Annotated in this window: 21 protein-coding genes; 13 read left to right on the top strand and 8 right to left on the bottom strand. The window is 36.3% G+C overall.

Annotated elements, in window-relative coordinates; genetic code table 11:
* Positions 1-610 precede the first annotated feature (610 nt).
* The gene (locus tag CLV62_RS11815; protein ID WP_110310992.1) at positions 611-1,585 is read right to left on the bottom strand and encodes a hypothetical protein; all 975 of its coding nucleotides are present in this window, start codon (positions 1,583-1,585) and stop codon (positions 611-613) included.
* Between the two features lie 399 nt (positions 1,586-1,984).
* The gene (locus CLV62_RS11810; protein ID WP_110310991.1) at positions 1,985-2,431 is read right to left on the bottom strand and encodes a copper resistance protein NlpE; all 447 of its coding nucleotides are present in this window, start codon (positions 2,429-2,431) and stop codon (positions 1,985-1,987) included.
* 221 nt (positions 2,432-2,652) lie between these two features.
* Between CLV62_RS11810 and pnp the strand changes: the two genes are divergently transcribed.
* Positions 2,653-4,839, top strand: a complete 2,187-nt coding sequence (pnp, locus tag CLV62_RS11805; RefSeq protein ID WP_110310990.1) for a polyribonucleotide nucleotidyltransferase — start codon at positions 2,653-2,655, stop codon at positions 4,837-4,839.
* Between the two features lie 86 nt (positions 4,840-4,925).
* Here the strand turns inward: pnp and CLV62_RS11800 are convergent, their stop codons facing one another.
* The 3 genes from CLV62_RS11800 to CLV62_RS11790 form a co-directional block, all read right to left on the bottom strand.
* Complete coding sequence (locus CLV62_RS11800; protein WP_110310989.1) at positions 4,926-5,834, bottom strand: NAD(P)-dependent oxidoreductase; 909 nt, start codon at positions 5,832-5,834, stop codon at positions 4,926-4,928.
* 196 nt (positions 5,835-6,030) lie between these two features.
* Complete coding sequence (groL, locus tag CLV62_RS11795) at positions 6,031-7,665, bottom strand: chaperonin GroEL (protein ID WP_110310988.1); 1,635 nt, start codon at positions 7,663-7,665, stop codon at positions 6,031-6,033.
* Between the two features lie 105 nt (positions 7,666-7,770).
* Positions 7,771-8,040, bottom strand: a complete 270-nt coding sequence (locus CLV62_RS11790; RefSeq protein ID WP_110310987.1) for a co-chaperone GroES — start codon at positions 8,038-8,040, stop codon at positions 7,771-7,773.
* Positions 8,041-8,312: 272 nt separating this feature from the next.
* Between CLV62_RS11790 and CLV62_RS11785 the strand changes: the two genes are divergently transcribed.
* From CLV62_RS11785 to CLV62_RS11765, 5 genes are all read left to right on the top strand, one after another.
* Positions 8,313-9,383 (top strand): hypothetical protein, encoded by a 1,071-nt coding sequence (locus CLV62_RS11785; RefSeq protein ID WP_146212734.1) that lies wholly within the window; start codon positions 8,313-8,315, stop codon positions 9,381-9,383.
* A gap of 20 nt (positions 9,384-9,403) precedes the next feature.
* Positions 9,404-10,717, top strand: coding sequence for a cryptochrome/photolyase family protein (locus CLV62_RS11780; protein ID WP_110310985.1), 1,314 nt, complete (start codon positions 9,404-9,406; stop codon positions 10,715-10,717).
* Positions 10,718-10,927: 210 nt separating this feature from the next.
* On the top strand, positions 10,928-12,031 hold the full coding sequence (locus tag CLV62_RS11775; protein WP_110310984.1) for a TlpA disulfide reductase family protein: 1,104 nt from the start codon (positions 10,928-10,930) through the stop codon (positions 12,029-12,031).
* A 436-nt stretch (positions 12,032-12,467) separates the two neighbouring features.
* Positions 12,468-13,580 carry a TlpA disulfide reductase family protein gene (locus CLV62_RS11770; RefSeq protein WP_110310983.1) on the top strand — a complete coding sequence of 371 codons (1,113 nt, stop codon included), beginning with the start codon at positions 12,468-12,470 and terminating at the stop codon, positions 13,578-13,580.
* A 31-nt stretch (positions 13,581-13,611) separates the two neighbouring features.
* Positions 13,612-14,733: a TlpA disulfide reductase family protein gene (locus CLV62_RS11765; protein ID WP_110310982.1), complete on the top strand. Its 1,122-nt coding sequence runs from the start codon at positions 13,612-13,614 to the stop codon at positions 14,731-14,733.
* Positions 14,734-14,819: 86 nt separating this feature from the next.
* Here the strand turns inward: CLV62_RS11765 and CLV62_RS11760 are convergent, their stop codons facing one another.
* The gene (locus tag CLV62_RS11760) at positions 14,820-15,365 is read right to left on the bottom strand and encodes a hypothetical protein (RefSeq protein WP_110310981.1); all 546 of its coding nucleotides are present in this window, start codon (positions 15,363-15,365) and stop codon (positions 14,820-14,822) included.
* 182 nt (positions 15,366-15,547) lie between these two features.
* Here CLV62_RS11760 and CLV62_RS11755 point away from each other — a divergent pair, with 182 nt between their 5' ends.
* From CLV62_RS11755 to CLV62_RS11730, 6 genes are all read left to right on the top strand, one after another.
* Positions 15,548-17,914: a glycoside hydrolase family 3 N-terminal domain-containing protein gene (locus tag CLV62_RS11755; protein WP_221409242.1), complete on the top strand. Its 2,367-nt coding sequence runs from the start codon at positions 15,548-15,550 to the stop codon at positions 17,912-17,914.
* A 331-nt stretch (positions 17,915-18,245) separates the two neighbouring features.
* Positions 18,246-19,319, top strand: coding sequence for a pyridoxal phosphate-dependent aminotransferase (locus CLV62_RS11750; RefSeq protein ID WP_110310979.1), 1,074 nt, complete (start codon positions 18,246-18,248; stop codon positions 19,317-19,319).
* Positions 19,316-20,047 carry a phosphocholine cytidylyltransferase family protein gene (locus CLV62_RS11745; RefSeq protein ID WP_110310978.1) on the top strand — a complete coding sequence of 244 codons (732 nt, stop codon included), beginning with the start codon at positions 19,316-19,318 and terminating at the stop codon, positions 20,045-20,047. The genes CLV62_RS11750 and CLV62_RS11745 overlap by 4 nt, the downstream gene beginning before the upstream one ends.
* 10 nt (positions 20,048-20,057) lie before the next feature.
* Positions 20,058-21,110 carry a CDP-glycerol glycerophosphotransferase family protein gene (locus CLV62_RS11740; RefSeq protein WP_110310977.1) on the top strand — a complete coding sequence of 351 codons (1,053 nt, stop codon included), beginning with the start codon at positions 20,058-20,060 and terminating at the stop codon, positions 21,108-21,110.
* Positions 21,111-21,206: 96 nt separating this feature from the next.
* Entirely contained in the window at positions 21,207-21,917 is a 711-nt protein-coding gene (locus CLV62_RS11735) for a hypothetical protein (RefSeq protein ID WP_110310976.1), read from the top strand.
* Between the two features lie 92 nt (positions 21,918-22,009).
* On the top strand, positions 22,010-22,510 hold the full coding sequence (locus CLV62_RS11730; RefSeq protein WP_110310975.1) for a hypothetical protein: 501 nt from the start codon (positions 22,010-22,012) through the stop codon (positions 22,508-22,510).
* A 100-nt stretch (positions 22,511-22,610) separates the two neighbouring features.
* On the opposite strand, the gene CLV62_RS11725 is transcribed toward CLV62_RS11730, so the two are convergent.
* Both CLV62_RS11725 and fldA read right to left on the bottom strand, forming a co-directional pair.
* Positions 22,611-22,952 (bottom strand): DUF2023 family protein, encoded by a 342-nt coding sequence (locus CLV62_RS11725; RefSeq protein WP_110310974.1) that lies wholly within the window; start codon positions 22,950-22,952, stop codon positions 22,611-22,613.
* Between the two features lie 134 nt (positions 22,953-23,086).
* Positions 23,087-23,587 (bottom strand): flavodoxin FldA, encoded by a 501-nt coding sequence (gene fldA, locus CLV62_RS11720; RefSeq protein ID WP_110310973.1) that lies wholly within the window; start codon positions 23,585-23,587, stop codon positions 23,087-23,089.
* A gap of 247 nt (positions 23,588-23,834) precedes the next feature.
* Between fldA and CLV62_RS11715 the strand changes: the two genes are divergently transcribed.
* Positions 23,835-25,958 carry a Tex family protein gene (locus CLV62_RS11715; RefSeq protein ID WP_110310972.1) on the top strand — a complete coding sequence of 708 codons (2,124 nt, stop codon included), beginning with the start codon at positions 23,835-23,837 and terminating at the stop codon, positions 25,956-25,958.
* Positions 25,959-25,999 lie beyond the last annotated feature (41 nt).

The following is a 25,999-nucleotide window of genomic DNA, read 5'->3' as shown; positions in this document are numbered from 1 at the left end:
CAGAGGAAGCATTCAACGTTAAAAAATTAACACTGACATTCCATTTACTTAATACATAATTTAGGAGTTCTAATTCAAGCGATCTTTTACTATAAGTAACATAATTTAAAATTCAGATTGATTATCTATATTAATTAATTTCTCTATGTTCTTTTTACCACGACTTTAGCATCACTGCCTACTATAGCCTCACGAGGAGGCTAATATCGAGAAGTCATTTAAGTTCTGACACTTAATAAATTTGTGATTTTTAACAACAACTTTTTACTTGAAAACTTTAACGTTGAAGGAAAGAAATTCATTTCTGCACATCTTTCTTTTTTTAATAACATACCTTTTGATTTATTATTTTCCGGGGAGTAAAATTATATATTAATCACTGAAGTTGTTTACTAAATTTCGTGTATTTACTATATTTATAGCAACCAATTTCAAAAAATATCGCACGCTTATTTACGAAAAAGGAGTATTTGATTAACAAACAACCCTAAACAGACACAAAATCACTAAAAACAGACTCGGAAAAGGAAAATAGACATCTTTTAATAGAATACCCACAAAAAAGAAAATTATAATTAAATTATAAAAAAAGGAGAATTATAATCAAAATTTAATCACGTCCAATATTCGAGACGGCAACTCTTTGCTTTCTAAAGAAAGCAAACCTATCCACCTCTCCACTCTGCGTTATCAAAGTAGAACAACGTTTCAGAGATTCGATCCAGTCCCTTTGTGCATCGGAAACCTTAGAGTTTTGAGAATCCAACCCATTCACAGCTAACACCCTAAGGTGAGAATAACCAACTATATCAGATTCAATATGAGAGTGAGACGCTTCTAAATCGACATTAGCTAAATAAATCGACACCTTTGTACCAGTCTTATACATGCCAGATATCGAAATCGTTTCCAATTCATTTATCAACTCAAAAAGATCACTTTTCAACTGCTCAAGCTCCTCCGGCATTATTAGATTTAATTTAAAAAAATAATTTATATCCTTAATTATCGAATTAAATATATCGCGGTCAAGGATAAACACAGCCTTTTGAATACTCCTGCTTTCTTCAATAAAAGCCACCTGCATATCCAAAACCTCCTGCGTAATATTTAATTCGGAAAAAGAAACATACGATTGCATATTATTGGCTTGATAAAACCATCGATAAAGACGAAACTTTGCTAGATTTTCAAAAGGTAAATAAAAAGAATAAGGCAATGTATTAAAGGCAAAACGAGCTTTCAATTGTTTTTGATCCCGCATTTTACGAAAGAAGTGAATATACTCGCCCAGCTTCAGACAATAATCTTCGATCAGATTATCGATATCCAACATATTAAGATGAAATACTGCTCGCTCTTGGTTTTTCACACCAATAATAGCATCTAATGAAAAACCCATCTGCAAAGACAATTTAGCTATTTCTTCAAAAGTAAAAGGCACTTCACCCCTCAATCGACGATAAACAGCCTCTTTCCCAATGGGTAGAACCTCCATTAACTCATTGATCACATTACCATTTTTGGGTATTGAACCTTTTATTGCAGAAACGACCTGATCATTTAAATTGTATTTGTCTTTCATATTTTTCAAAAGTGGATGTCTAACAGTTATGAGTATTAAATAAAATCTATTCATTAAAATTGTAAAACATTTGATAACCCCCTCAATGTTAAATCGAAAAAGAGCTAAAACTGTGTTTAACAAAAAATATCACCTATTTACTATATACATAAAATATAACATTAAAAAATGTTTCTTTTTCCAGAATATCTTCTTCTAAAAACCACAAATCTACTTAACTATTGGCATATAATACCCAACAGATTTGTGATATAGAAACATCTAAGATGAAAATTAGTTCAGTAATACAATCGTTAAAATAAAAAAGAGACACAATAGATATTTTACTTTACAAAAAAAGAGAAAAGAGACACCTATCACATGGCAGGAGCCTCTTTTCTCTTTTTTCTCTCTTTTTTCTTATTTTCTCAGAATATAATCTTCTTCAATCTCTCCTTTTATTTTGTTACCATCAATATCAAGTTGAGTCAGTGTATTCTCTCCTACAAAATATTGATTGGGCTTCTCTTCACCTTCCAGTGTAATAGTATTACCTTCTTTATTCCAAGAATAGCTTCCTTTAGTATAAAAGGCTTTATCACCTTTTCCTACATAAAGTATCTTTTTATTGTAAGTACTATCAGCCAATTCTATCATCACATCCATACCACTACCTGAAGCAGTAGGCAAAACACCTTTGTATACACCTTTATAATCAAGCGAATTCATCGCATTGTGCTCGTCAACCACTACCGGCACCGTATCAGATCCCTGCAAAACAGCACTATCTGCTTGTCCTGCTTGCTGAGGTTTGTTATTACAACTAAATAAGACTACTGAAAATAATAAAACAATTCCCTTTTTCATATCACTTAATATTAAATTTTTAGTTTTTGGTAAAATATAACAGCCGTAAAGCTGAAAAGGTTTACTTCTATTAAAAAACTTAACAAGTATATGTATAAATTTTCAAAAAACACATTTCAGAACGAACTTTTACATATCAAGCTGTCTTTAATCTATTTGTCAACACGATAATTAAAAAACTTTGAGTAACTTTATGCGATTTTAAGAAGTAAAAAAGAATTATGATTAAACCGATTACAAAAAGTATCGATTTAGGTGATGGAAGGTCTATCACCTTAGAAACAGGAAAGTTAGCAAAACAGGCAGATGGTTCTGTTACGCTACGAATGGGAGACACCATTCTATTGGCAACTGTGTGTGCCGCAAAAGATGCAAATCCAGGTGTAGATTTTATGCCTTTGCAAGTTGAATATAAAGAGAAGTTTGCTGCGGCAGGCCGCTATCCCGGAGGTTTCCTTCGAAGAGAAGGGCGTGCTTCGGACTCTGAAATCCTAGTATGTCGAATCGTCGACCGAGTACTACGTCCTCTTTTCCCTGACAATTACCATGCTGAAGTATTTGTTACTATAACAATGTTTTCTTCGGATGGCATAGATATGCCTGATGCATTAGCCGGACTTGCAGCCTCTGCAGCTCTTGCCGTATCGGATATTCCTTTCAATGGCCCTATCTCTGAGGTGAGAGTAGGTCGTATTGATGGTAAATTTGTAGTAAACCCTACCTTCCAACAGCTTGCACAAGCAGATATGGACATTATGGTTGGTGCTACTATCGACAATATAATGATGGTGGAAGGCGAAATGAAAGAAGTTTCGGAAGCAGAGATGCTTGAAGCTATTAAAATTGGACACGAAGCTATTAAAGTACAATGCCAAGCTCAGATCGAATTGATGGAGCTATGTGGTACAACTGTAAAAAGGGAATACTGTCATGAAGTAAATGACGAAGATCTACGCAAAGACGTTTGGGAAAAATGTTATGATAAAGCATATGTTGTTGCGGCATCATGTAACACAAACAAACACGAACGTATTGCTAACTTCAAAGCAATTGTAGACGAATATAAAGCCGCTTTAACTCCTGAGGAATTAGCAGAAAAAGGAGCTTTGATCTCTCGCTATTATCACGATGTTGAAAAAGAAGCTATGCGTCGTTCTATCCTTGATGAAGGAAAACGTTTGGATGGTCGTAAGACTACAGAAATCCGTCCAATCTGGTCAGAAGTAGATTATTTACCCGGAGCTCACGGATCGGCAATCTTCACTCGTGGAGAAACACAATCTTTGACAACTGTTACACTAGGAACTAAACTAGACGAGAAAATTATCGACGATGTATTATTCAACGGTAAAGAACGTTTCTTGTTACATTATAACTTCCCTCCATTTTCTACGGGTGAAGCTCGTCCACAAAGAGGAGTAGGTCGTCGTGAAATTGGTCACGGAAACTTGGCTCACCGTGCTTTGAAACCTATGCTTCCTGCAAACTACCCTTATGTGATACGTATTGTATCTGACATTTTGGAGTCAAACGGATCATCTTCAATGGCTACTGTTTGTGCCGGAACTCTAGCTCTTATGGATGCAGGGGTAACTATTAAGAAACCTGTTACAGGTATTGCAATGGGACTTATTTCTGAGAAAAAAGGAACAAATTTCGCTGTACTTTCTGACATTTTAGGAGACGAAGACCACTTAGGCGACATGGACTTTAAAGTTTGTGGAACAAGAGACGGTATCACTGCTACTCAAATGGATATAAAGGTAGACGGGTTGTCTTTCGAAATCTTAGAAAAAGCATTAAACCAAGCTCGTGAGGGTCGTTTACACATCTTAGGCAAGGTATTGGAAACTCTATCGGGACCAAGAGAAGATCTTAAACCAAATGCTCCACGTATCGAGATCATAATGATTGCCAAAGAATTTATCGGAGCAGTTATCGGACCTGGTGGAAAAATCATACAAGGTATTCAAGAAGAAACTGGTGCAACTGTTACTATCGAAGAGGTAGACAACCAAGGTCGTGTAGAAATATCTGCAACCAACAAAGCTTCTATTGATGCTGCAATGGCTAGAGTTAAAGGTATTGTTACAGTTCCTGAAATTGGAGAAATATACACTGCTAAAGTTCGCTCGATAATGCCATACGGTGCTTTTTGCGAATTCTTACCCGGAAAAGACGGTTTACTTCACATCTCGGAACTATCTTGGGATCGTGTTGAAACGATTGAAGAATCAGGTCTTAAAGAAGGTGATATGATAGAAGTGAAATTGGTAGATGTTGATGCTAAAACAGGCAAAATAAAACTATCACGCAAAGCTCTTCTTCCTCGCCCTCCTCGTCCTGACAGACCTGTAGTAAGAAAAGAAGGTGATGCTCCTCAAGCTGAAGCTCCTGCTGCTGAATAAAAGAATCAAAGATTCTATTTATATAGAAATAGGCTATTCCGAATGGAATAGCCTATTTTATTTTCAGAGACCATAATCTAAAAAACTTATTTTCCTTCCTTCAAAAAAGCAATCATATTCTCTATTGCTTTTTGTGATAGCCTTTCTTTGGATTCCCGTGTAAATCCTGCTGACTTATCATAGAGTACAATATTTTCCATTTCTGCAAACTCCTTATAATATACTCCCACCCCATCTGCATCAAAAAAAGCAAAAGAAGTTTTGTCTGCATTCATAAACTTAACAAAAGCATCTTTATCAAATAAAGGTCCAAAAGAAGTATTAATGAATACTGAGCTTTTCTTCTTGCATGCAAATTCCTCTTCATTCACGAGAACTGTATAACGAGGCAAGTGTAGAGTTACAACATCACTTGCAGCCATCAGATCTTTAAGAGGTAAAAACTCCGATCCTCTAGCCTCCTCATCTGCCTTCCGTGTTTTACTATAATAGTAAACCTTCATCCCAAATGAACGGGCAGCAGCGGCAACCATCTTACCTAGAGTACCCATTCCGATTATACCTATACTTTTCCCTCCAAGTTCGCAAGGCTCTTCTTTCCATTGATATTTGCCGTACCCTTTACCTAAATTGATTAATTGACTAAAGATAAATTCTACAACGCCTTCATCTCCATAATCCTTTACACCTTTTACAACGATTCCCCGTTCTCTGGAAGCTGGAATATTAACGCTTGATGACTCTTCACTGAAAAGACTACAACACATACCAATATACTTCAGATTGGGAGCAGCTGCTATAATCTTAGGAGTAAGTTGTGTCTGAAAACTCACTAATATACAATCACTATCACCAATTCGTTCGATCACCTCTTCTTCTGACGAAGGATAGCTCCAATATAATTTAAGAGGTTCGATTGATAGTTTTTGAATTTCGGGAATTGCATTCTCCGTTAAACGACAAGCATCGATCATCGTTATTTTCTGAAATTTCATAGAAAGATTATTTTAGAGGTCACAGACCTGTTTATTTCAATTGGTCATAGCAAGACTCAAACATACTGAATAAAAACCAATTTACCTAAAACAGCATCACGACTACTACCTTATTTCTATCCATAAAATAAAAACGCTTCCGGAAATATCCGAAAGCGTTTTCTATCATTAATTCTTTATTACAGCGAATGACGAATTACATCATTCCACCCATTCCGCCACCCATAGGAGGCATCGCTGGACCTGCATTTTCTTCTTTTTTATCTGCGATAATACATTCTGTAGTTAAGAACATACCTGCGATAGATGCAGCATTTTCAAGTGCTACACGTGCTACTTTAGCAGGGTCGATAACTCCTGATGCCACTAAGTCTTCATAAATATCAAGACGAGCGTTGTATCCGAAGTTTCCTTTGCCTTCACGTACTTTTTGTACTACTACTGCACCTTCTCTTCCGCAGTTGTTTACAATCTGACGAAGTGGTTCTTCGATCGCACGTTTGATGATTTCGATACCTGTAGTCTCGTCTTCATTTTCGCCTTTCAAGCCATCAAGAGATTCGATTGCACGGATATATGCAACACCACCTCCGGGTACTGTACCTTCTTCGATAGCAGCACGAGTTGCAGAAAGAGCATCGTCTACACGGTCTTTTTTCTCTTTCATCTCCACTTCTGATGGAGCGCCTACGTAAAGAACTGCAACACCACCTGCTAATTTAGCAAGACGCTCCTGAAGTTTTTCGCGATCGTAGTCCGAAGTTGTTTTTTCGATTTGAGTTTTGATTTGACCTACACGTGCAGCAATTGCAGCTTTATCGCCTGCACCGTTTACGATTGTAGTATTGTCTTTGTTGATAGTAATTTTATCAGCAGTACCAAGCATTTCGATAGTAGCTGCATCTAATCTGATACCTTTTTCTTCTGAGATAACCACACCACCTGTAAGTACTGCTATGTCTTCCAACATTTCCTTACGACGGTCGCCAAATCCCGGAGCTTTTACTGCTGCAATTTTCAACGAACCACGAAGACGGTTAACCACCAAAGTAGTCAATGCTTCAGAATCGATGTCTTCTGCAATAATCAATAGAGGACGTCCCGATTGAACAGTTTTTTCGAGTATTGGCAGAATATCTTTCAGTACCGAAATCTTTTTGTCATAGATAAGAACATATGGATTCTCTAAATCAGCTTCCATTTTTTCAGTATCTGTCACAAAATATGGAGAGATATAACCTCTGTCGAATTGCATACCTTCTACTACGTCAACGTAAGTTTCAGTACCTTTAGCTTCTTCTACAGTGATTACACCTTCTTTTTTCACTTTACCCATAGCCTCAGCAATCAGCTTACCGATAGTCTCATCGCCATTTGCCGAAATTTTAGCTACGTTCTCTATTTTTTGTAAATCGTCGCCAATTGCTACCGATTGAGCTTTAAGGTTAGCAACAACTTTAGCAACAGCTTTGTCTATACCACGTTTCAAATCCATGGGATTAGCACCTGCTGTTACATTTTTCAAACCAACGCTGATGATCGATTGAGCCAATACAGTTGCTGTAGTTGTTCCATCACCTGCATCATCATTTGTTTTAGAAGCTACTTCTTTTACAAGTTGAGCTCCCATATTTTGGAATGGGCATTCCAATTCAACTTCTTTTGCTACAGTCACACCGTCTTTAGTGATATGAGGTGCACCGAATTTTTTTTCTAAAATTACATTACGACCTTTTGGACCTAATGTTACTTTTACTGCATTTGCTAATGCATCGACGCCTTTCTTAAGTTCGTCACGAGCATCAATATTAAATTTAATTTCTTTAGCCATGATTTTTTAATTCTTTAAAAATACCGTTAAATATTTATTGCTATATTTTAAATATAACTACCTCTGGTTTTTATGCTAACCAAAGCTATAAAAAGGTCTGCGACCTTAAATTATAGCAAGTACATCAGACTGACGCATAATCAGAAAGTTTTCGCCTTCCAATTCTATTTCAGTACCGGCATATTTACCATAAAGTACCTGATCCCCGGCTTTCAATACCATTTCTTCGTCTTTTGTTCCGTTACCTACGGCAACAACTTCGCCTTTCAATGGTTTTTCTTTTGCGGTATCAGGAATAATGATTCCTCCTACAGTTTTTTCTTCTGCCGCAGCTGGCTTAACAAGCACTCTATCTGCTAAAGGTTTAATACTCATAATTCTAATTTTTTATTATTTGTTTGATCTATTTTATATTGATATTCTCAGTCAAACTATAGCGAAATCTATGCCAAAACGATAAACTGCCAAAAAGTCCTGAAAGGAAGAATCATCAGGAAAATAAGAAAAGACAAGTTGACAGAATTAAAGTCTACCTAGTTTATTTGTTATTACAATTTCGTAAAACCATCATCTATCTTTTAAACTTTTTGACACTTCTTTAGTCTTAATATAAAAAGACCTTGAATAACCAACACACCTTAATGAATATGGGAACAAAGCAACTATCACTAACTACTATTTTTATACTGTTTGTATTATCGGTATACTCACAATCAGATAATATCAACATCGTAAAAAAATATTATCCGCAAATTTATACAAGCATAAAGAATGAAGCGGACAAGCAATGGGTAAAAGATCAAAAAATATTGAAAGCTATAATAGAAGGACAAGCCACATCTTTTATTCAAATTGCAGAATCTCAGGCTAAAATAGATCCTATTGCTATGACAAATGCTTTATTATTTGGAAGTTTGGATGGTGAAGAAGAATATAACAAGACCATTTTGGATGATCTACGAATAGAAAATCCATATCCTTTATTGAGGTGCAATTGGTACAAGGTGAAAGATCAATATGATAAAACGAAGAACATTAAAACTTCTGCTGATATTTTTGTCCCAGATAATCAAAAAACAGCAGTAACCGAGAATAATGACATTTATAAAGATGAAATTTATGGTAAAGAGAGAATATACTCAAAAAACAAAAACAGCTCAATCTCTACAAAAGACAGAAAATTTTATGAATCCGGGCTTGGACTAGGACTTGGCTTATCTACTATTTCAAACCTCAGCGACTGGGGCACAAATGCAAACCCGGGTACAATTACAGAGATAAGAGGGTGGGTCAAAATGCCAAATAAAAAGCAAAGATTTTTTGGGTTGATGGAACTTTCAATAGGTTATATTCATCATTCACTATATGATTTTTATTATAACACCAACAGCAATATAGATCAATTTTATATAGGCACTCGCATGATGTATGGCTATCACAAGAATTTATCTCCTACAACTTCATTTTCAATCGGACTAGGTGGTTTTCTTATAGTTAATATGCTGTCTAATGAGAACAAATATAAGAAAGAAAAAAACGGATCGCCAACATCTAATTTTCTAAAAGATATCAATGGTGGTTTATCTGCACTATTTGCTTTTGAAAAAGGTAGATACGAGTTTGCTCTTATTCCCGATTGGGGATTAGCAGATATGAGTCGGGATGGATCTGATTTTAAAAGCCGAACAATTTCCTTATCAATCAGTTATTTATTTTAATAGCAATTAAACAAAAAAGAATGAAATCTAACCCTATTGTTATTTTCTGGTTTCGCCGAGATTTAAGACTCGATGATAATGCCGCACTTTATCACGCATTGAAAAGCGGATATCGTGTTATGCCTGTTTTCATTTTCGATACTGATATACTGAAACAGTTTGAGACACCTGAAAATGCACAAGTAGAGTTTATTCATCAGCAATTACAAATCTTACAAAAAGAATTGGGTCATTGTGGAAGCTCTCTAAAAACAGGTCATTCTACACCTGCAGTATTTTTCGAGAATCTTTGTAAAGAGCATACAATAAAAGCAGTATATGCAAATGAAGATTACGAACTTTCGGCTCGGGAGCGAGATGCTGATATCGAAAGTCTCTTAAAAGAAAAAGACATTGATTTCCTAAGTTTCAAAGATCAGGTTATTTTCAGTAAAGACGATATCGTAAAAGACGACAGAACACCTTATACTGTTTTCACACCATATAGTAAACGATGGAAACAACATCTTCAACCAGGATATTTAGAATCATTTGATAATAGAGATTTGTTTTGTAATTTCTACCAGTATAAAAGTGATATTATCCCGAGTCTATCTGATTTAGGATTTTCAAAAAAAAGAGGAATCAGCTTTCCTCCAATGGAATTTAACGGTGATTTAATCAGGAACTATACTCAACAACGCGATTATCCTTCAATAGAAGGAACTTCCCGATTAGGTATTCATTTACGATTCGGAACTATCAGCATACGACAATTAGTGGCAAAGGCACAAGCCGTAAATGAGACCTTCCTCAATGAATTAATCTGGAGAGAGTTTTATCATGCTATTACCTGGCACTTTCCTCACATCTGTAAAGGTCAGGCATTCAAACCTCAGTATGACGAAATTGTATGGAGAAACGATGAAACCGAGTTTAAAGCTTGGAGTGAAGGCAAAACAGGCTACCCGATTGTAGACGCAGGAATGAGACAACTCAACGATACGGGATTTATGCACAATCGTGTGCGAATGATCACAGCTTCATTTCTCATCAAACATTTATTAATCGATTGGAGATGGGGCGAAGCCTACTTTGCAAATAAGCTTCTCGATTTCGATTTTGCGGCTAATAACGGGGGATGGCAATGGGCATCGAGTAGCGGTTGCGATGCCGTGCCTTATTTCAGGATATTCAATCCCCAGCTACAGACCGAGAAATTTGATAAACACTTGGAATATATCAAAAAGTGGATCCCTGATTTTGATCCCTTAAATTATATACCACCGATTGTCAACCATGAATCTGCACGAAAGAGAGCACTCGAAACATACAGTAATGCTTTGAAAAAGTAAACGCCCTATATAAACCATAACGAATTGAGAAATCTAAGATTACTTAAAATATATACCGTTCTACTTATGAATCAAATACTTTGTCTACTTTTGTTTATAAATTAAGTAAAAGTGAGATTTTTTATAACATCGATTAATTATAACAATCCATTACACTTACACTTAATTCCAAATAACAAAAAAGCTAAAGCCTTTAATATAAAATTATTTATGTACGGAAAAGTATTAGGTTTATTTTTATTAGTATCAACAGCAATCTGCGCTCAGAACACAACATATACGCTCAAAGGCAGTATCGAAGACGATCAATACAACGGTAAAAAAGTCTATTTGCAACAATTGAATTATACTCGTGACGGATTCATCGATATCGATAGTACAACCGTCAAAGACAATCGTTTTAGCTTTACCAAAACAGCTCAAGACAAAGAACCCGCATTAAGATTTATATCAACAGAAGCACCTATCAGTTATGCTCCTGCTTTTTTTCTGACCGAACCGGGAGAAATAACTCTTACAATAGCTCGACGAAACAAAATTGGAGGAACACCACGAAACAATAGCTTTCAGGATTTTTCTAATTTGCAAGATTCTTTGAACAATGAGATAGAGACCGTTGTTCAGAAGTACTCTCAATTACTACAAACCTCCGGAAATCAGGAAAAAATGATGAAGGAAGGTCAGGCAATAATGAAAGAACTACAAGAAAGCAGATATAGTTTTGCCAAAGAAAATATAAATAATGACTTGGGTGAATTTATAGCTCTATCCTCATTTGAGGTTCTAACACCCGATCAGGTATTGGAGCTGACCTCTTTGATGAGACCCGAATTCAGGAACAGCGATTTAGGTCAACAAGTTATTTCCTATTACGAAGCTAAAAACCTAAAAGTTGCAGGTGCTCCATATAAAGACATTACATTAAAAGATCCAATGGGTAACAATATTTCTTTGTCTGATTATGTGGGTAAACACAAAGTTGTATTGATAGACTTCTGGGCATCGTGGTGCGGACCATGTATCAAAGAAATGCCACACGTAATAGAGGCCTATAATCAATATAAGGACAAAGGGTTCGAGATTGTAGGTGTATCTATGGATGAGGAGCAAGTCAGATGGTTGGGTGCAATTGACCGCCTGAATATGACCTGGCCGCAGATGTCGGATCTCAAAGGCTGGAAAAGTGCTGCTGCCAAATTATATGGCATTGACAGTATTCCATACACTTTACTGATAGACAAAGACGGTAAAATAATCGACAGCAACCTCAGAGGTAATCAACTGATAGAAAAACTGCACGAATTATTAGACTAAGGAGTGCAGAGCTTTTTAGGTAGGAACGTAACAATAATGAATGCGAATCGACAGTGAAATTCAATTGAGCTATTTATCTATAAATAGATGTAAAGTAAGGTCTTAAACCTTTTTATTGCTTTAGTAAGCATAACAGCAATAGCCTGTTATAATCCGGAAGTATATCATTAAATACTTTCATTTACTTAACAAGAATGAATAGGAGAAAATAAAGCTCGTGAAAAAGTGTTACTTTTGTTACCTTTGTAACCTTTTAGATTATTCACAGCTGGATTACAGACATTTACAGAAACAACAGAAGTGACACTTTTTAGCCGTTTAGAGGTCACCTTTGTTACTTAATTTGTTTACTTATCAACTTTAACTATTTTACTTATTTAAGGTATATTTCCATCAAAAATAAAATTTCATAATATTAAATATAAAAACAATTAACATGAAAAGATTCCTATATTTATTGCCAGCCATAGCATTGCTATTATCAGCATGTTCTCAGAAAAGTGAACTGAATGGCAAATTTGCAAATGCCGACAATGACGGGAAACAAGTCTATCTATTAACGATGAAAGACTTTAATGCTCCTTTTCAGCCGGTAGACTCTACTGTTGTAAAAGATGGTGCATTCAAATTTATCCTTAACGATTCAACCGAAGTTGGTGTTGCCTATATTGTAGTTAAAGAAGCTGCACCGGGTACCCCTAATGGTATTCCTTTCGTTTACGAAAAAGGGAATATCGATATGTATATCGACAGTGTTCCTAAAGTTAAAGGTACTCCTCTAAATGAAAAGAGTCAGGTATTCTTCGATAAACTGGCAGTTGTTGCTAAAAAAATGGAAAGTGTAGACGCTAAGGCTGCTCAGGTAGCAGATCCTAACGAACGTCAAACATATATCGACCAAATGCAGGTGCTACAAAAAGAAATGAGCACGATAGGATACGATTTCATTAAAGAAAATATAAAGAATAGAATAGGTGAATTTTATCTGGTTTCGTTTATCGACCTTTTTGATGATGACCAAGTTCAAGACTTATTGAAATTAGCAAGCCCCGAATATCAAAAGCTTATCAACAACCTGTTAGGTCTGGAGGACCAACCTCAACAAAGCATGGGTCAGCAAGGTAGTTTCGTGGGACAGAAATTTATTGACATCAAAGGTGCAACTCCCGAAGGAAAAACTATAGCTATATCGGATTATGCAGGAAAAGGCAAAGTGGTTTTAGTTGATTTCTGGGCTTCTTGGTGTGGACCATGTATTAAAGAAATGCCTCATGTAGTGGCAGCTTATCAAAAGTACAAAGGCAAAGGATTCGAGATTGTCGGCATATCATTAGATGATGACAAAAGCAAATGGACAGCAGCAATCAAAAACCTGAATATGGCTTGGCCTAACATGTCAGACCTTAAAGGTTGGGAAAGTGAATTGAGCGCTCCATATAATGTGAGAAGTATTCCTTTTACTCTATTAATAGACAAAGACGGTACAATTGTAGCTGAGAACCTGAGAGGGCAAGAACTTGACAACAAGATTAATGAGTTATTAAAATAAGCCTATACTAATTTTAAATTACTGAATATTTATGAAAAAGATTTCATCTCTGCTCTTTGCATCCATCGTTATACTGATGGCTGCATGTACAGGAAAACCTGTCCCCGAGTATATTATTACCGGCAATCTATCGGGTGGATCGGACAGCATCCAAGTCTACTTACAGGAAATTGATGAGAATACAGGTGAGTTTGTATCTGTGGATACAGCAACTGTAAAAAACGGAACTTTTTTATTTAGAGGCATAGCCGAACAAAATCCTGTCCTTCGTTTTATTGCAACAGAAGGCTTATACAGACCAGCGCCGGTGGTAATTGAAGTTGGTAATATTGATGTTTCTATCGATACAGCATTTGTGGTTACTGTAAAAGGAACTGCTTTAAATGATAAGTATCAAGAATTCTCTAATAAGAGAAATGCCCTTAATGATCAACATCGCGAATTATCGAAGCTAAGTAAAGAAGCTGAAGAGGCTGGAACTTTAACTCCTGAATACGATAAAGAGTTAAGTAACAAGTTTGATTCTTTATACAATGGTTGGGAAAAAGAAGTGTTTGCCTTTACCAAAGCCAACATCACAAATCCTCTTGGAGTATATATACTTATAGATAGAGGTGTCGCGTTTGATGCTGCTCAATTAAAAGAATTATTACCTTCTCTTGACGCTAAAGTTAAAGCAAGCGCTAGAATGCAGAAATTGGAAAAACGACTCCAAGCTCTCGAAGGAACAGAAGTAGGAAAACAATTTATTGATATAAAAGGTACTACTCCCGACGGTAAAGAACTTTCATTGTCTGATTATGCAGGAAAAGGAAAGTATGTACTTATTGACTTCTGGGCATCGTGGTGCGGACCATGTATTCAAGACATGCCCACAGTTGTAAAAGCTTACAAGCAATACAAAAACAAAGGCTTCGAAGTTGTAGGTGTATCATTGGATCATGATAAAACGGCATGGCAAAAAGCGATTAAAGATTTAAACATCACATGGCCTCAGGTATCCGACCTTAAGGGTTGGGAAACCGAACTGGGTGCTGCTTATGCTGTAAACAGGATTCCTCATACAGTACTACTGGATAAGGAAGGCAAGATTATTGCAAAAGACATACATGCTAGTGAATTATTATCGAAATTAGCTGAGCTAATGAAATAAAAGGATTAGGCTTCCCCAATAAAAAAGAACCTGAATCGGAATTCGATTCAGGTTCTTTTTTATTGGGGGTAAACTGTTTTCACACCTCAATTAGTAATGGTTTTGGAATTACCCGGGTTATCAATATCTTCGACTATAGCTTCAACCTCAGGTTTCCGAGAAGATTCACTTATATAAAAACGAAGGTTTGCAATTTTAGGATTAGCGATCTCCGACTTTTTCAACAAGCTGTCTCTAACCGCATCTAAGTCTTCAAACGATGGGAATATGCGGTGAGAAAAGAGCCCTCCTACAGAGTCAGCCGGACTTATGTTATAGGAGTCAAATTTGTCGCTGGTCATATTATAGATATATTTATACAGACCTTTCCCTCTCCGTTCGACAATAATATAAACAGCAGCCTGATTCTGTTCTACCTTATTATCCGGATATATAACAAAGTTAGATCCTATTTCCAGAAAACACTCTGTAGAATCTTTCGCTAGTTTATTTTGCTTTAGCAATTTCTCGTAAGCCACGGTCAGTTCTTTACCTGCAGGCATCTCGTCATATATATTATCGCTTTTACAGGAAAACAAAAGACAAACAACCAATACACAGAACGCCGGAAATATAATATTCTTTTTCTTCATTGTTGCTGATTAAGTATAGTAAAACATTTATTGTATTATAGAACATCCAAACCTCCCAGGAAGTTTTTCTTTGTTAATATGTAAGCAGCAAAGGTAAGATTTCCGGTCTACTTTTTCTATCTTTGTTTAATTAGATAACCTTTTTGGGAATTATAAAAAACACCTCCTCTATCATGGAAATTATGAATAAGACGAAAATCTTAGCAACAATTGCCTTTCTTGGTATTACATCCTCGGCTTTTGCTCAGAAATCAATTTATCAAAAAGGATGGATCGATTTCAATAAAAATGGCAAAATGGATGTATACGAGAATCCCAATGCTTCGATTAACGAGAGAACCGATGATCTCTTAAAGCAAATGTCAATTGACGAGAAAACGGCTCAGATGGCTACTCTTTATGGGTCGGGCAGAGTTTTAAAAGATGCTTTACCAACACCTCAATGGAAATCGGAAATATGGAAAGACGGAATAGGCAATATTGATGAACAACACAATGGTTTAGGAAGTTTTAAAGCTGAATATGCTTTTCCATTCTCCAAGCATGTGGATGCTATAAATACCGTTCAACGCTGGTTTGTGGAAGACACTCGTTTAGGTATTCCCGTTGACTTTACAAATGAAGGTATTCGAGGGCTTTGTCATTATCAGGCAACGCTCTTTCCTGCACAAAGCGGACAAGGGGCGACATGGAACAAAGACCTCATCAGCAAAATAGCCGAAGTGACAGCTGTGGAAGCTAAGGCTTTGGGTTATACAAATATATACTCGCCTATTCTGGATATTGCTCAAGACCCACGTTGGGGCAGAGTGGTAGAATGTTATGGTGAAGATCCATACTTAGTAAGTCAATTAGGCAAAAGAATGATTACCGGATTACAAAGTCACGGGCTTGTTGCAACACCAAAACATTTTGCGGTATATAGCATACCGGTTGGTGGACGTGATGAGGAAACCCGTACCGATCCGCATGTGGCTCCACGAGAAATGAGAACCTTATTTCTTGAGCCCTTCAGAGTGGCGTTTCAGGAAGCAGGAGCATTAGGAGTGATGAGTTCTTACAACGATTATGATGGAATACCTATCACAGGCAACTATCATTTCTTAACTGAAATACTTCGTCAGGAATGGGGCTTCAAGGGATATGTAGTTTCGGATAGCGAAGCTGTTGAATACCTTTACAGCAAACACAAAGTCGCGAAAGATGCAGTGGATGCCGCAGCTGAGGTTGTGAATGCGGGATTGAATATACGGACTAATTTTACGCCTCCGTCTGATTTTACACTTCCATTAAGGGAAGCTATTAAACAAGGTAAAGTATCTCAACAAACTATAGATTCGAGAGTAAGAGATATACTTCGTGTAAAGTTTATATTGGGATTATTCGATAACCCATATACGGGAGACAAGAAAGTGGCAGACAAAATTGTTGCCTCACCCGAGCATAGGCAAATATCTCTTGAAGCTGCCCGACAATCGGTAGTTCTTCTTAAAAATGAGAATAACATATTACCCCTTAGTAAGGATATCAAGAAAATAGCATTGATTGGTCCGAATGCTGACGAGCGTAAGGATTTTATCTGCCGCTATGGACCTGCTAATCCTGCTATTATAACAGTAAGGGAAGGATTACAGGCTCTACTGCCAAATACCCGGATAGCTTATGAGAAAGGGTGTGATATAATCGATAAGAATTTCCCTGAAAGCGAGATTATTAAAGAACCTATATCTATAGAAGACCAACAAATGATAGACAAGGCTGTAAAAGCAGCACAGGAATCGGATGTTGCCATTGTAGTTCTGGGAGGTTCTGAGAAAACTGTCAGAGAATACTACTCTCGTTCCAATCTCGATTTGGCCGGATATCAGGAAGCTTTACTGAAAGCTGTTTATGCAACCGGAAAGCCTGTTATACTATTGTTGATAGATGGGCGTGCAGTTTCTATTAACTGGGCTAACAAATATATCCCGGGTATTATACAAGCTTCATTCCCCGGTGAATTTACGGGTACTGCATTAGCTGAGGTTCTTTTCGGTGATTATAATCCGGGAGGAAAATTAGCGGTTACTTATCCTAAATCCGTAGGGCAGATTCCTTTTGCATTTCCATTCAAACCGGGTTCTGACACCAACGGACCGGTACGTGTATCGGGCGCATTGTACCCATTTGGGTATGGGTTAAGTTATACAACTTTTGAATATTCAGATCTGAAAGTATCTCCTACTAAAACAGGACTTCTTTCGGATGTAGAAGTCTCTGTAAAAATTACTAATACAGGCAAAGTTGAGGGAGACGAAGTGGTACAGCTTTATCTGAATGACGAGGTAAGCAGCGTTACGACTTACACTCAAATGCTTCGGGGATTTGAGCGTATCAGTCTAAAACCGGGAGAAGCGAAAGAGGTTAAGTTCACTCTTACTCCTCAGGATTTAGGATTATGGAACAGGCATAACGAATTTGTTGTGGAACCCGGATTCTTTGAGGTAAGAATAGGAGCATCGTCTCAGGATATCAAATTAAAAGAACGTTTCGAAATAGCAGCATTATAACATAACAGCTCTATAACTTAAAAGAGGAGAGCTTATTTTTTAGAAATAAGTTCTCCTCTTTTTATCTTTCGGTTAGAAGAAACACCCAAACACCAAAGGGAAAATCTACTGATAAATACGGTTCATCTATATATCGCAAATCATTAGCCGGAAAAGTATTTTTATATTAGTAACACTAAACACTCAATTTTTGTCATGTTATTTTAATACCTTTGCAAGCAAATTTAAAAACACTTTGGCTAGCCCCTGTATTCCTTCAACAGAATTAAGGTTTGTATGCCTTGAGGTCAGTCTAGTACTAGGACTTACAGTGTTTCATTAATTATGACTTATGAGTAATTCAGAAACAAAAGGTTTAATATACCTTGACCGAAACGAGTACAGCTACGAAGTATCTCCACTTGTAGCAAAAGTTCTGAAAGAATTCAATCCTCAGGATTTATGTACCTACACCCGCTGTTTTCAACATGGAATAAAAAGCGAGCTATCTCAATACATCGGAGACATGTATAATGTTGCCGAGCAAAATGTAGTATTAGGATATGGTGGAGAAGATATTCTGAAAGGTATTATTCATTGCTTTCTTAGTCAAGGACATCAGCAACGTAAGATACTTATACCAACATTTTCGTGGTGGTACTATAAATCTATTGCAGATGAAGTAAACGGCAAAACAATAATGTATCCTCTTTACGAAGATGGATATGATTTTAAATATAATATTCCGGAAATAAAGAAAATAGCGGAAGCCGAAAACCCCGATATCGTCTTATTGGCTAGCCCCAATAACCCTACTGGAAATTCTCTTTCAGTAGATGAAATGAAGGATATAATTTCGAGCCTAGGCAAAGATACGATTGTAGTTATTGATGAAGCATATACATCTTTTGCAAATAAAGATATTACATATATTTCGAAACTGATAAAAGAGTTTCCTAATTTGCTTATTATCCGTACATTCTCTAAGTTTTACGGACTTCCCGGTTTGCGTTTGGGATATGGATTTATGGGCGATGGTCTTAAAAAATTCACTAATTTCAGCACAATGTATCTGGGATATAACAAACTAACCGAGAAACTGGGTATTGCAGCACTTCAATCTACTGAATACTACAATGCCAATGCTGAGAAAATGCAGCAGGATAAAGAATTATATAAAACAGGCTTAAATCCGATTGAAGGCTTTAAGGTATACAATTCGGATGCCAATTTTGTATTAGTAAAATATCCTACTGAACTAAAAGAGAAGCTTCAAGACGAATTCAAGAAAGACAACATCGTTGTAAAATTCATGAACGAAGAAGGCTTGCGCACTCATATGCGTATAACCTTGGGAACAACACCCATCAATAAACAAGTTGTAGAAATAATACGAAGAGTTGCTCTTAATACAAATCTTAAATGAAAGCAGTTATTCTGGCAGCCGGCATAGCCTCACGCCTGCGACCTCTTACTAATAATACTCCTAAATGCTTGCTCGAAGTAGGTAGTAAATGCTTATTAGGACGCACCATAGATTCTCTAATTTCGAACGGATTTAAAGAGTTTGTAGTTGTAACCGGATATTTAAAAGAAATGATCGAAGATTACATCTCTGTCAACTATCCAAAACTACAAGTAGAGTATATATTCAATGAAAAATATGCTTCTACAAACAATATATATTCTCTTTGGATGACTAAAGAGGCAGTGAAGGGTCAGGATATTATGCTGCTTGATAGTGACATTCTATTTGATTCACCAATCATTACCGCCTTATTAGAATCTCCACACAAAAACTGTTTAGCTCTTAATTCTCACGAATTGGGCGATGAAGAGATAAAGGTAATTGTAGATGACACCAATAGAATAAAAGAAATAAGTAAAGTCTGTTCCATTAAAGATGCAGTTGGTGAATCGGTAGGAATTGAGAAATTCTCAGCACCATTAGTCAAACTTCTTTTTGATGAAATGGATGATATGATTCTTAACAAAAATCAGTCAGGCATATTCTACGAAGCAGCTTTCGAAAATATTATAGAAAAAGGAGCCGATATGTATATTGTAGACACTACTAATATATTTTCGATGGAACTTGATACCGTGGAGGATTTCGAGACTGCATGTAAGAAGCTTCCCTCACACTTATTATAAGAAGACAGGTATGAAAATCGTTCTTTTTTGTGAGCATAAATACGCAGTAAGTATTCTTGCTCCCTTGCAGGATGAGGCAAACAAAAGCCAGCAACACGAAGTTCTTTGGTTTGTGGATGCTCGAAACATCCCTGACTTCTCTCTTAAAGATGAGGTTAGATGGACAAATTCGATACAAGAAACTTACGAATTTTTCCCCGAAGCAGTTTTCGTTCCCGGAAATATCGTACCATACTATTTATCGGGAGTAAAAGCCGAAATATTTCATGGGTATGCTGCCGAGAAAAAAGATCATTGGGTTATTCGCCGCTACTTGGATATGTACCTCACACAAGGACCTTTTTTCACCGAACCCTTTAAGAAATTAGCTGCTAAATATAAAGATTTTGAAGTAGTCGAAACCGGCTGGACTCGTCAGGACTGGATTTTCAACAACCTACATACTTTTGACGATTATAAACAACAGTTATTAGCTGACAATAAAAAAAGCAAGGTCGTTTTATATGCACCTACTTTTTCGCCATCGCTTACCTCACTTCCTTTTATAAAAGAAAGCCTCAAAACATTAGCTAAAGAAAAAGATGTTGTTATACTTCTCAAGTTCCATCCTCTAACAAAACAAGAATGGGTTGAAGAATATAAGCAATTAGCTAACGAAGTTGAAAACATCATCTGGATAGACGACCATAATATCACCAAATACATTTTGGCTTCCGATATTATGATTAGTGATACCTCATCAGCAGTATACGAATTTCTACTGTTAGATAAGCCGGTGATTACATATAAGAATGTGGCTAAGGATAAATACTGGCTCGATCTGGATAATATTGATCTCCTAAGCGAAGCTTTTGAAACTGTACAAACCAGCGATGAGTATAAAGAGAAACGCCAATGGATTATAAACAACTACGATCCTTATCTGGACGGAAAAGTAGCTGAACGAATGTTTGCTGCTGTTGAAGATTATATTACTCAACATGGTGTTCCTAAAGAACGAAAGCTCAATCTTTGGAGAAAATACCAATCTATTAAAAAGTTTGGCAAAATCAAGCGAAAATAAGATTCTAGACTTTTCTATTGCTAAGCTAAGTAATTAGTTCGAAGTCTATTCTAAATAAATCTAGAAATACCAATAATATATAATACACTATCACATATGACCGAGAAAGAGCCATATTACGGAGATTTGGAGAAGACTACAATTTTAAACGAATTATTTAAGGTTGAAGGAGAATTGCGTGACGAAAATTGGAGAGAAAAGTTCTTCGAAAATGTTGCTGATGCAAGTTTTGCATGCAGCGACCCACAAATTATAAGTGGTCCTGATGGTTTTCCTTATTTTGTGTTAAATACTCCAGAACCGAATAAACAATTTCAATGCTATGTGATAAAGAATATGATTCCTGACTTTCTTTTAGAGCAAGGTTTTGGAGTTGTAATAAACCCTGAGAAAGGAAATCCTGATTGGGTATTCTCATACGGAGATATTGTAAACTATCATCTAAAAAATGAGTTCTATACAAAATCCGACAATTGGGATATGCAAAAATCTGATGAGGTTATAGCCAAAGAAGAGAAAGTGTTAGTAGGACAACCATCCGAATATATAATACCTGTTCAAACAAGAGCTATTCTTCGTATGTTTTTCGAGAGTCTACAAATAACTGATGCTAAAATAGCATTACTAAACCGTCCTAAGGGTGAAGAATTTTCTCAGCAGCTTGTATTTAATCTGACTCCTGACAAATTTAAAGATAGAGAACATTTTAATACTGTTATGGCATACGTATCCTGGTTCTTACCTAAGCACTATTCGTATGCTTCGATGGAAGAATCTTCTCTAGGTGAGAACTTTATTCTTGTATAAATTGACTAGAAGAATATCCTTAACCACGATGTATTTTGGTATTTTTCAATACACTCACTATTGCAAACATTTAATTATATATAACACTAACAATGAAACTAGAACAAAAAGATCTTACTATTATTGACACAATTCTCAAAAGATTACAGCAAAATAAACAATTACCAATATTCGAAATTATTAATGAGTGTAGACGGCATAAAAAACCTAATGAAGACCCAAATCAGTGGACCAGAATTTTATTTGCTTTAATTAATTATAATGCTGTAACAATCCATGATTTTATACATGAAGCTATAGTTGCGAATGACCAAACAAGGAAGTTCATTGATGATAATTACTATAAGGTAATATTAGGTTTGCAACAGCAGGAAGCAGATAAGGAGCAAAAAGAAATTCAAAGATTAGATTTAGAGATAAAATCTCTACAGGAAAATATAAATTTATCACCTGCGAAACAAGAAGAGCTAGCTGCAAACATAAGATACCTAAAAACGAACACTTGCTTACCTAAATTGGCATTAGTTCTGGGAGGCCTATCCTTTTTAATATCCTTAGCAGTTGCATATTTCACATACAGTATGAATGAATAATATTTCCTTTTGAACTGACAATCCAAAATATAATGCCCCAAGCTATCACAGCTTAGGGCATTTAATGATCAACTAAAAAACTATCAATAGAAATGATTCACTATAAACTGAATATGACGTTTATTTCTTTTTTTCTTTTGCAATAACGTCTGCATTGTTCACTTACACTATATCCAAGCAGAGTACCGATCATAAAATCTTCTTCTGCCGATAATTGGTCTAAAGACTTATCTTTACATAGCTTGTCCACTACTACGAGACACTCTTTCTTTCCAAAAAAGACATTTATATTACCATTCTTCAATTTCTGTATCATATAACTAATCTCATTTCTTTCGAGTTTAGCCTTTACTTTCTCCTCCAGTTTCCCGGAAAGTGTACAGAGTACCATGTCTCTGACTCCTTTTTTGAATTCGTAAATATGATGATTAAATACTAACATAATTGAGAATTATGAGGTAAGGAACATATATTGAGGTCTCAGACCTTTCTATTGCTTTGGCAAGTATAACAACTATAGCAGGTTTAGAAACATGCCATTAAAATTACACTTTCAAAGACTTAAGGTCAACGACCTCAAATTACTTTTCTTAAATCTTCTAACCATAAAGCAACACGCTGATCGGTAAGATTAGATTCATTATCCTCATCGATAAGTAATCCAACAAACTGTCCGTCAACAATAGCCTCAGAGCTATCAAAAGTATAACCTTCGATAGATACGCGACCTATTACTTCGCATCCTTTATTTTTTATCACTTCATAAATTTTACCTAGAGCATCACCAAAAGTGTCGCTATAAGAAGAAGAGTCTCCACAGCCGAATAAAGCTACTTTTTTACCATTAAGGTCTGCATTCTTGACATCGTCGATATAAGATTCCCAATCATCTTGAAAATCACCCATACCCATTGTTGATCCTCCGAACAGAACCACATCATAAGCTCTAAAGTCTGCCGAAGCTGATGCTACATCATGCACATCTGCTGATGCTACGTCTAAAGCTTTTGCTAAACGCTCTGCTAAATCTTGAGTGTTACCGGTTGTAGAACCATAGTATATACCTATCTTTGCCATGTCTTTATTCTTTTGTATTTAGAATTAATTTTATTGATTTTGAATAATACAAAGAAAGCAGGCTTTTAGAGTATACACAATACCATAAAATAGGGATATTTTTATAAAATACTCATTATTAATAAGTACCGGACGCTAATAAGCAATTGATATACAAACGAATCCTGTTAATCTATTTTAACTAGTAAATAGATAGCCTTAGATGAGGCAGGAAGTAGATTTGCAATAAAATATTTATACTGACTATATGACCATTAATAAGCTAATATCATCGGCTCTGAATATTAGAGAGAGCCAAATAGAAAAGACAATAGCCTTACTTAACGATGGAGCTACCATCCCATTTATCAGTCGTTACCGGAAAGAAGTAACTGGAGGATTAGACGAAATTCAGATTGCCGATATTAAAGAGCAATACGATAAACTGATAGACCTTACAAAGCGAAAAGAAACCATTTTAAAAACGATAGAAGAGCAGGAGAAACTAACTCCCGAACTGAAATCGAGAATAGAAAATTGCTGGAATTCAACCGAGCTAGAAGATATTTATCTACCCTACAAACCTAAACGCCAAACACGTGCAGAAATAGCTCGTAAAAAAGGGCTGGAAGGATTGGCTCAAGCTTTGATGTTGCAACAGAAATTTGATGTAGAATCTAAAGCTCTCGCTTTTGTAAAAGGAGATGTGCAAGATACAAAAGAAGCGATAAATGGTGCTTGCGATATTATTGCTGAATGGGTAAGCGAAGACGAAGCTGCGCGTAATACAATACGTAATCTTTTTCAACGCGATGCCTTCGTGACATCTAAAGTAGTTAAAGGCAAAGAAACAGAAGGCGACAAATACAGAGACTATTTTGATCTGGAAGAACGATTGAGCCGCTGTTCATCTCACCGCATACTTGCTATGCGACGTGGTGAAGCAGAAGGATTCCTCAGAATAAATATTGCACCTCTAGAAGAAGACGCTTTGGAACGCCTCAACCGTAAATTCGTAAAAGGAGTTACAGAAGCATCCGAATATGTAGAAGTTGCTGTCAAAGATGCTTATAAACGATTACTTAAGCCATCCATAGAAACAGAATTCGCTACCATGTCGAAAGATGTTGCAGACGAAGAAGCCATACGTGTATTTGTTGAAAACTTACGTCAACTGCTTTTAGCTGCTCCCCTCGGACAAAAAAGAGTACTTGGTATAGACCCCGGATATAGAACAGGTTGTAAGGTAGTTTGTCTTGATGCACAGGGCAACCTCTTGCATAATGAAACAATATATCCACATCCACCTCAAAACGAATCGTCTAAAGCAGCAGGAAAGATTTCGCAAATGGTATCGACTTACAAAATTGATGCTATTGCCATAGGTAACGGAACTGCCAGCCGTGAGACAGAACATTTCATTACAAAGATTCGCTACGAGAAGGAAGTACAAGTATTCGTAGTTAGCGAGAACGGTGCATCTATTTATTCTGCATCTAAAATTGCAAGGGAAGAATTTCCGGAATACGATGTAACAGTTCGTGGAGCCATATCTATTGGTCGCCGTTTGATGGATCCTTTAGCAGAGTTGGTCAAGATAGACCCTAAATCAATAGGTGTAGGTCAATATCAACACGATGTAGATCAAACGAAGTTGAAACGATCGCTTGACTTAACGGTCGAAAGTTGCGTAAACATGGTTGGTGTAAATGTAAATACTGCAAGTAAACATTTACTCACTTATATATCGGGATTAGGTCCTACCCTAGCCCAAAACATTGTAAATTACAGAGCCGAAAACGGAGCATTCAAAACCCGCAAACAATTGCTTAAGGTTCCTCGAATGGGTGAGAAAGCTTTTGAACAATGTGCTGGATTCTTACGAATTGCCGATGGAGAGAACCCTCTTGATAATTCGGCTGTACACCCAGAAAGTTATGTCGTAGTAGAAACTATGGCTAAAGATTTAGGTTGCAACGTAAAAGAGTTGATCGAAAACAAGGAACTGAAAAAGAATCTAAATCTAAATAAATACGTGAATGATAAAGTAGGTTTACCTACTCTCAACGATATTATTGAAGAATTAGATAAACCGGGACGTGACCCACGAAAAGGAATTCAGGCTTTTGAATTTGATCCTACAATCAAGACCATTGCAGATTTAAGAGAAGGCATGGTTCTACCTGGTATAGTTACTAACGTTACCAATTTCGGATGTTTTGTTGATGTAGGCATTAAAGAAAATGGCTTGGTACACATTTCAGAATTAGCAGACAGGTTTGTATCTGACCCTACCGAGATTGTATCCCTACATCAGTACGTTCAAGTGAAAGTATTATCGGTTGACGCTGATAGAAAACGAGTAGCTTTATCGATGAAAGGACTCGATTAAGATCTCTTATTCTTTTTATAGCTTTGGCAAACAGAATATCT

The organism is Indolivaga alginatilytica (assembly GCF_003201355.1).
GTDB classification, from domain to species: Bacteria; Bacteroidota; Bacteroidia; order Bacteroidales; family Dysgonomonadaceae; genus Dysgonomonas_A; species Dysgonomonas_A alginatilytica.
Note: the sequence above shows the minus strand (reverse complement) of the source record. Positions and strands in the feature narration are given on the sequence as shown.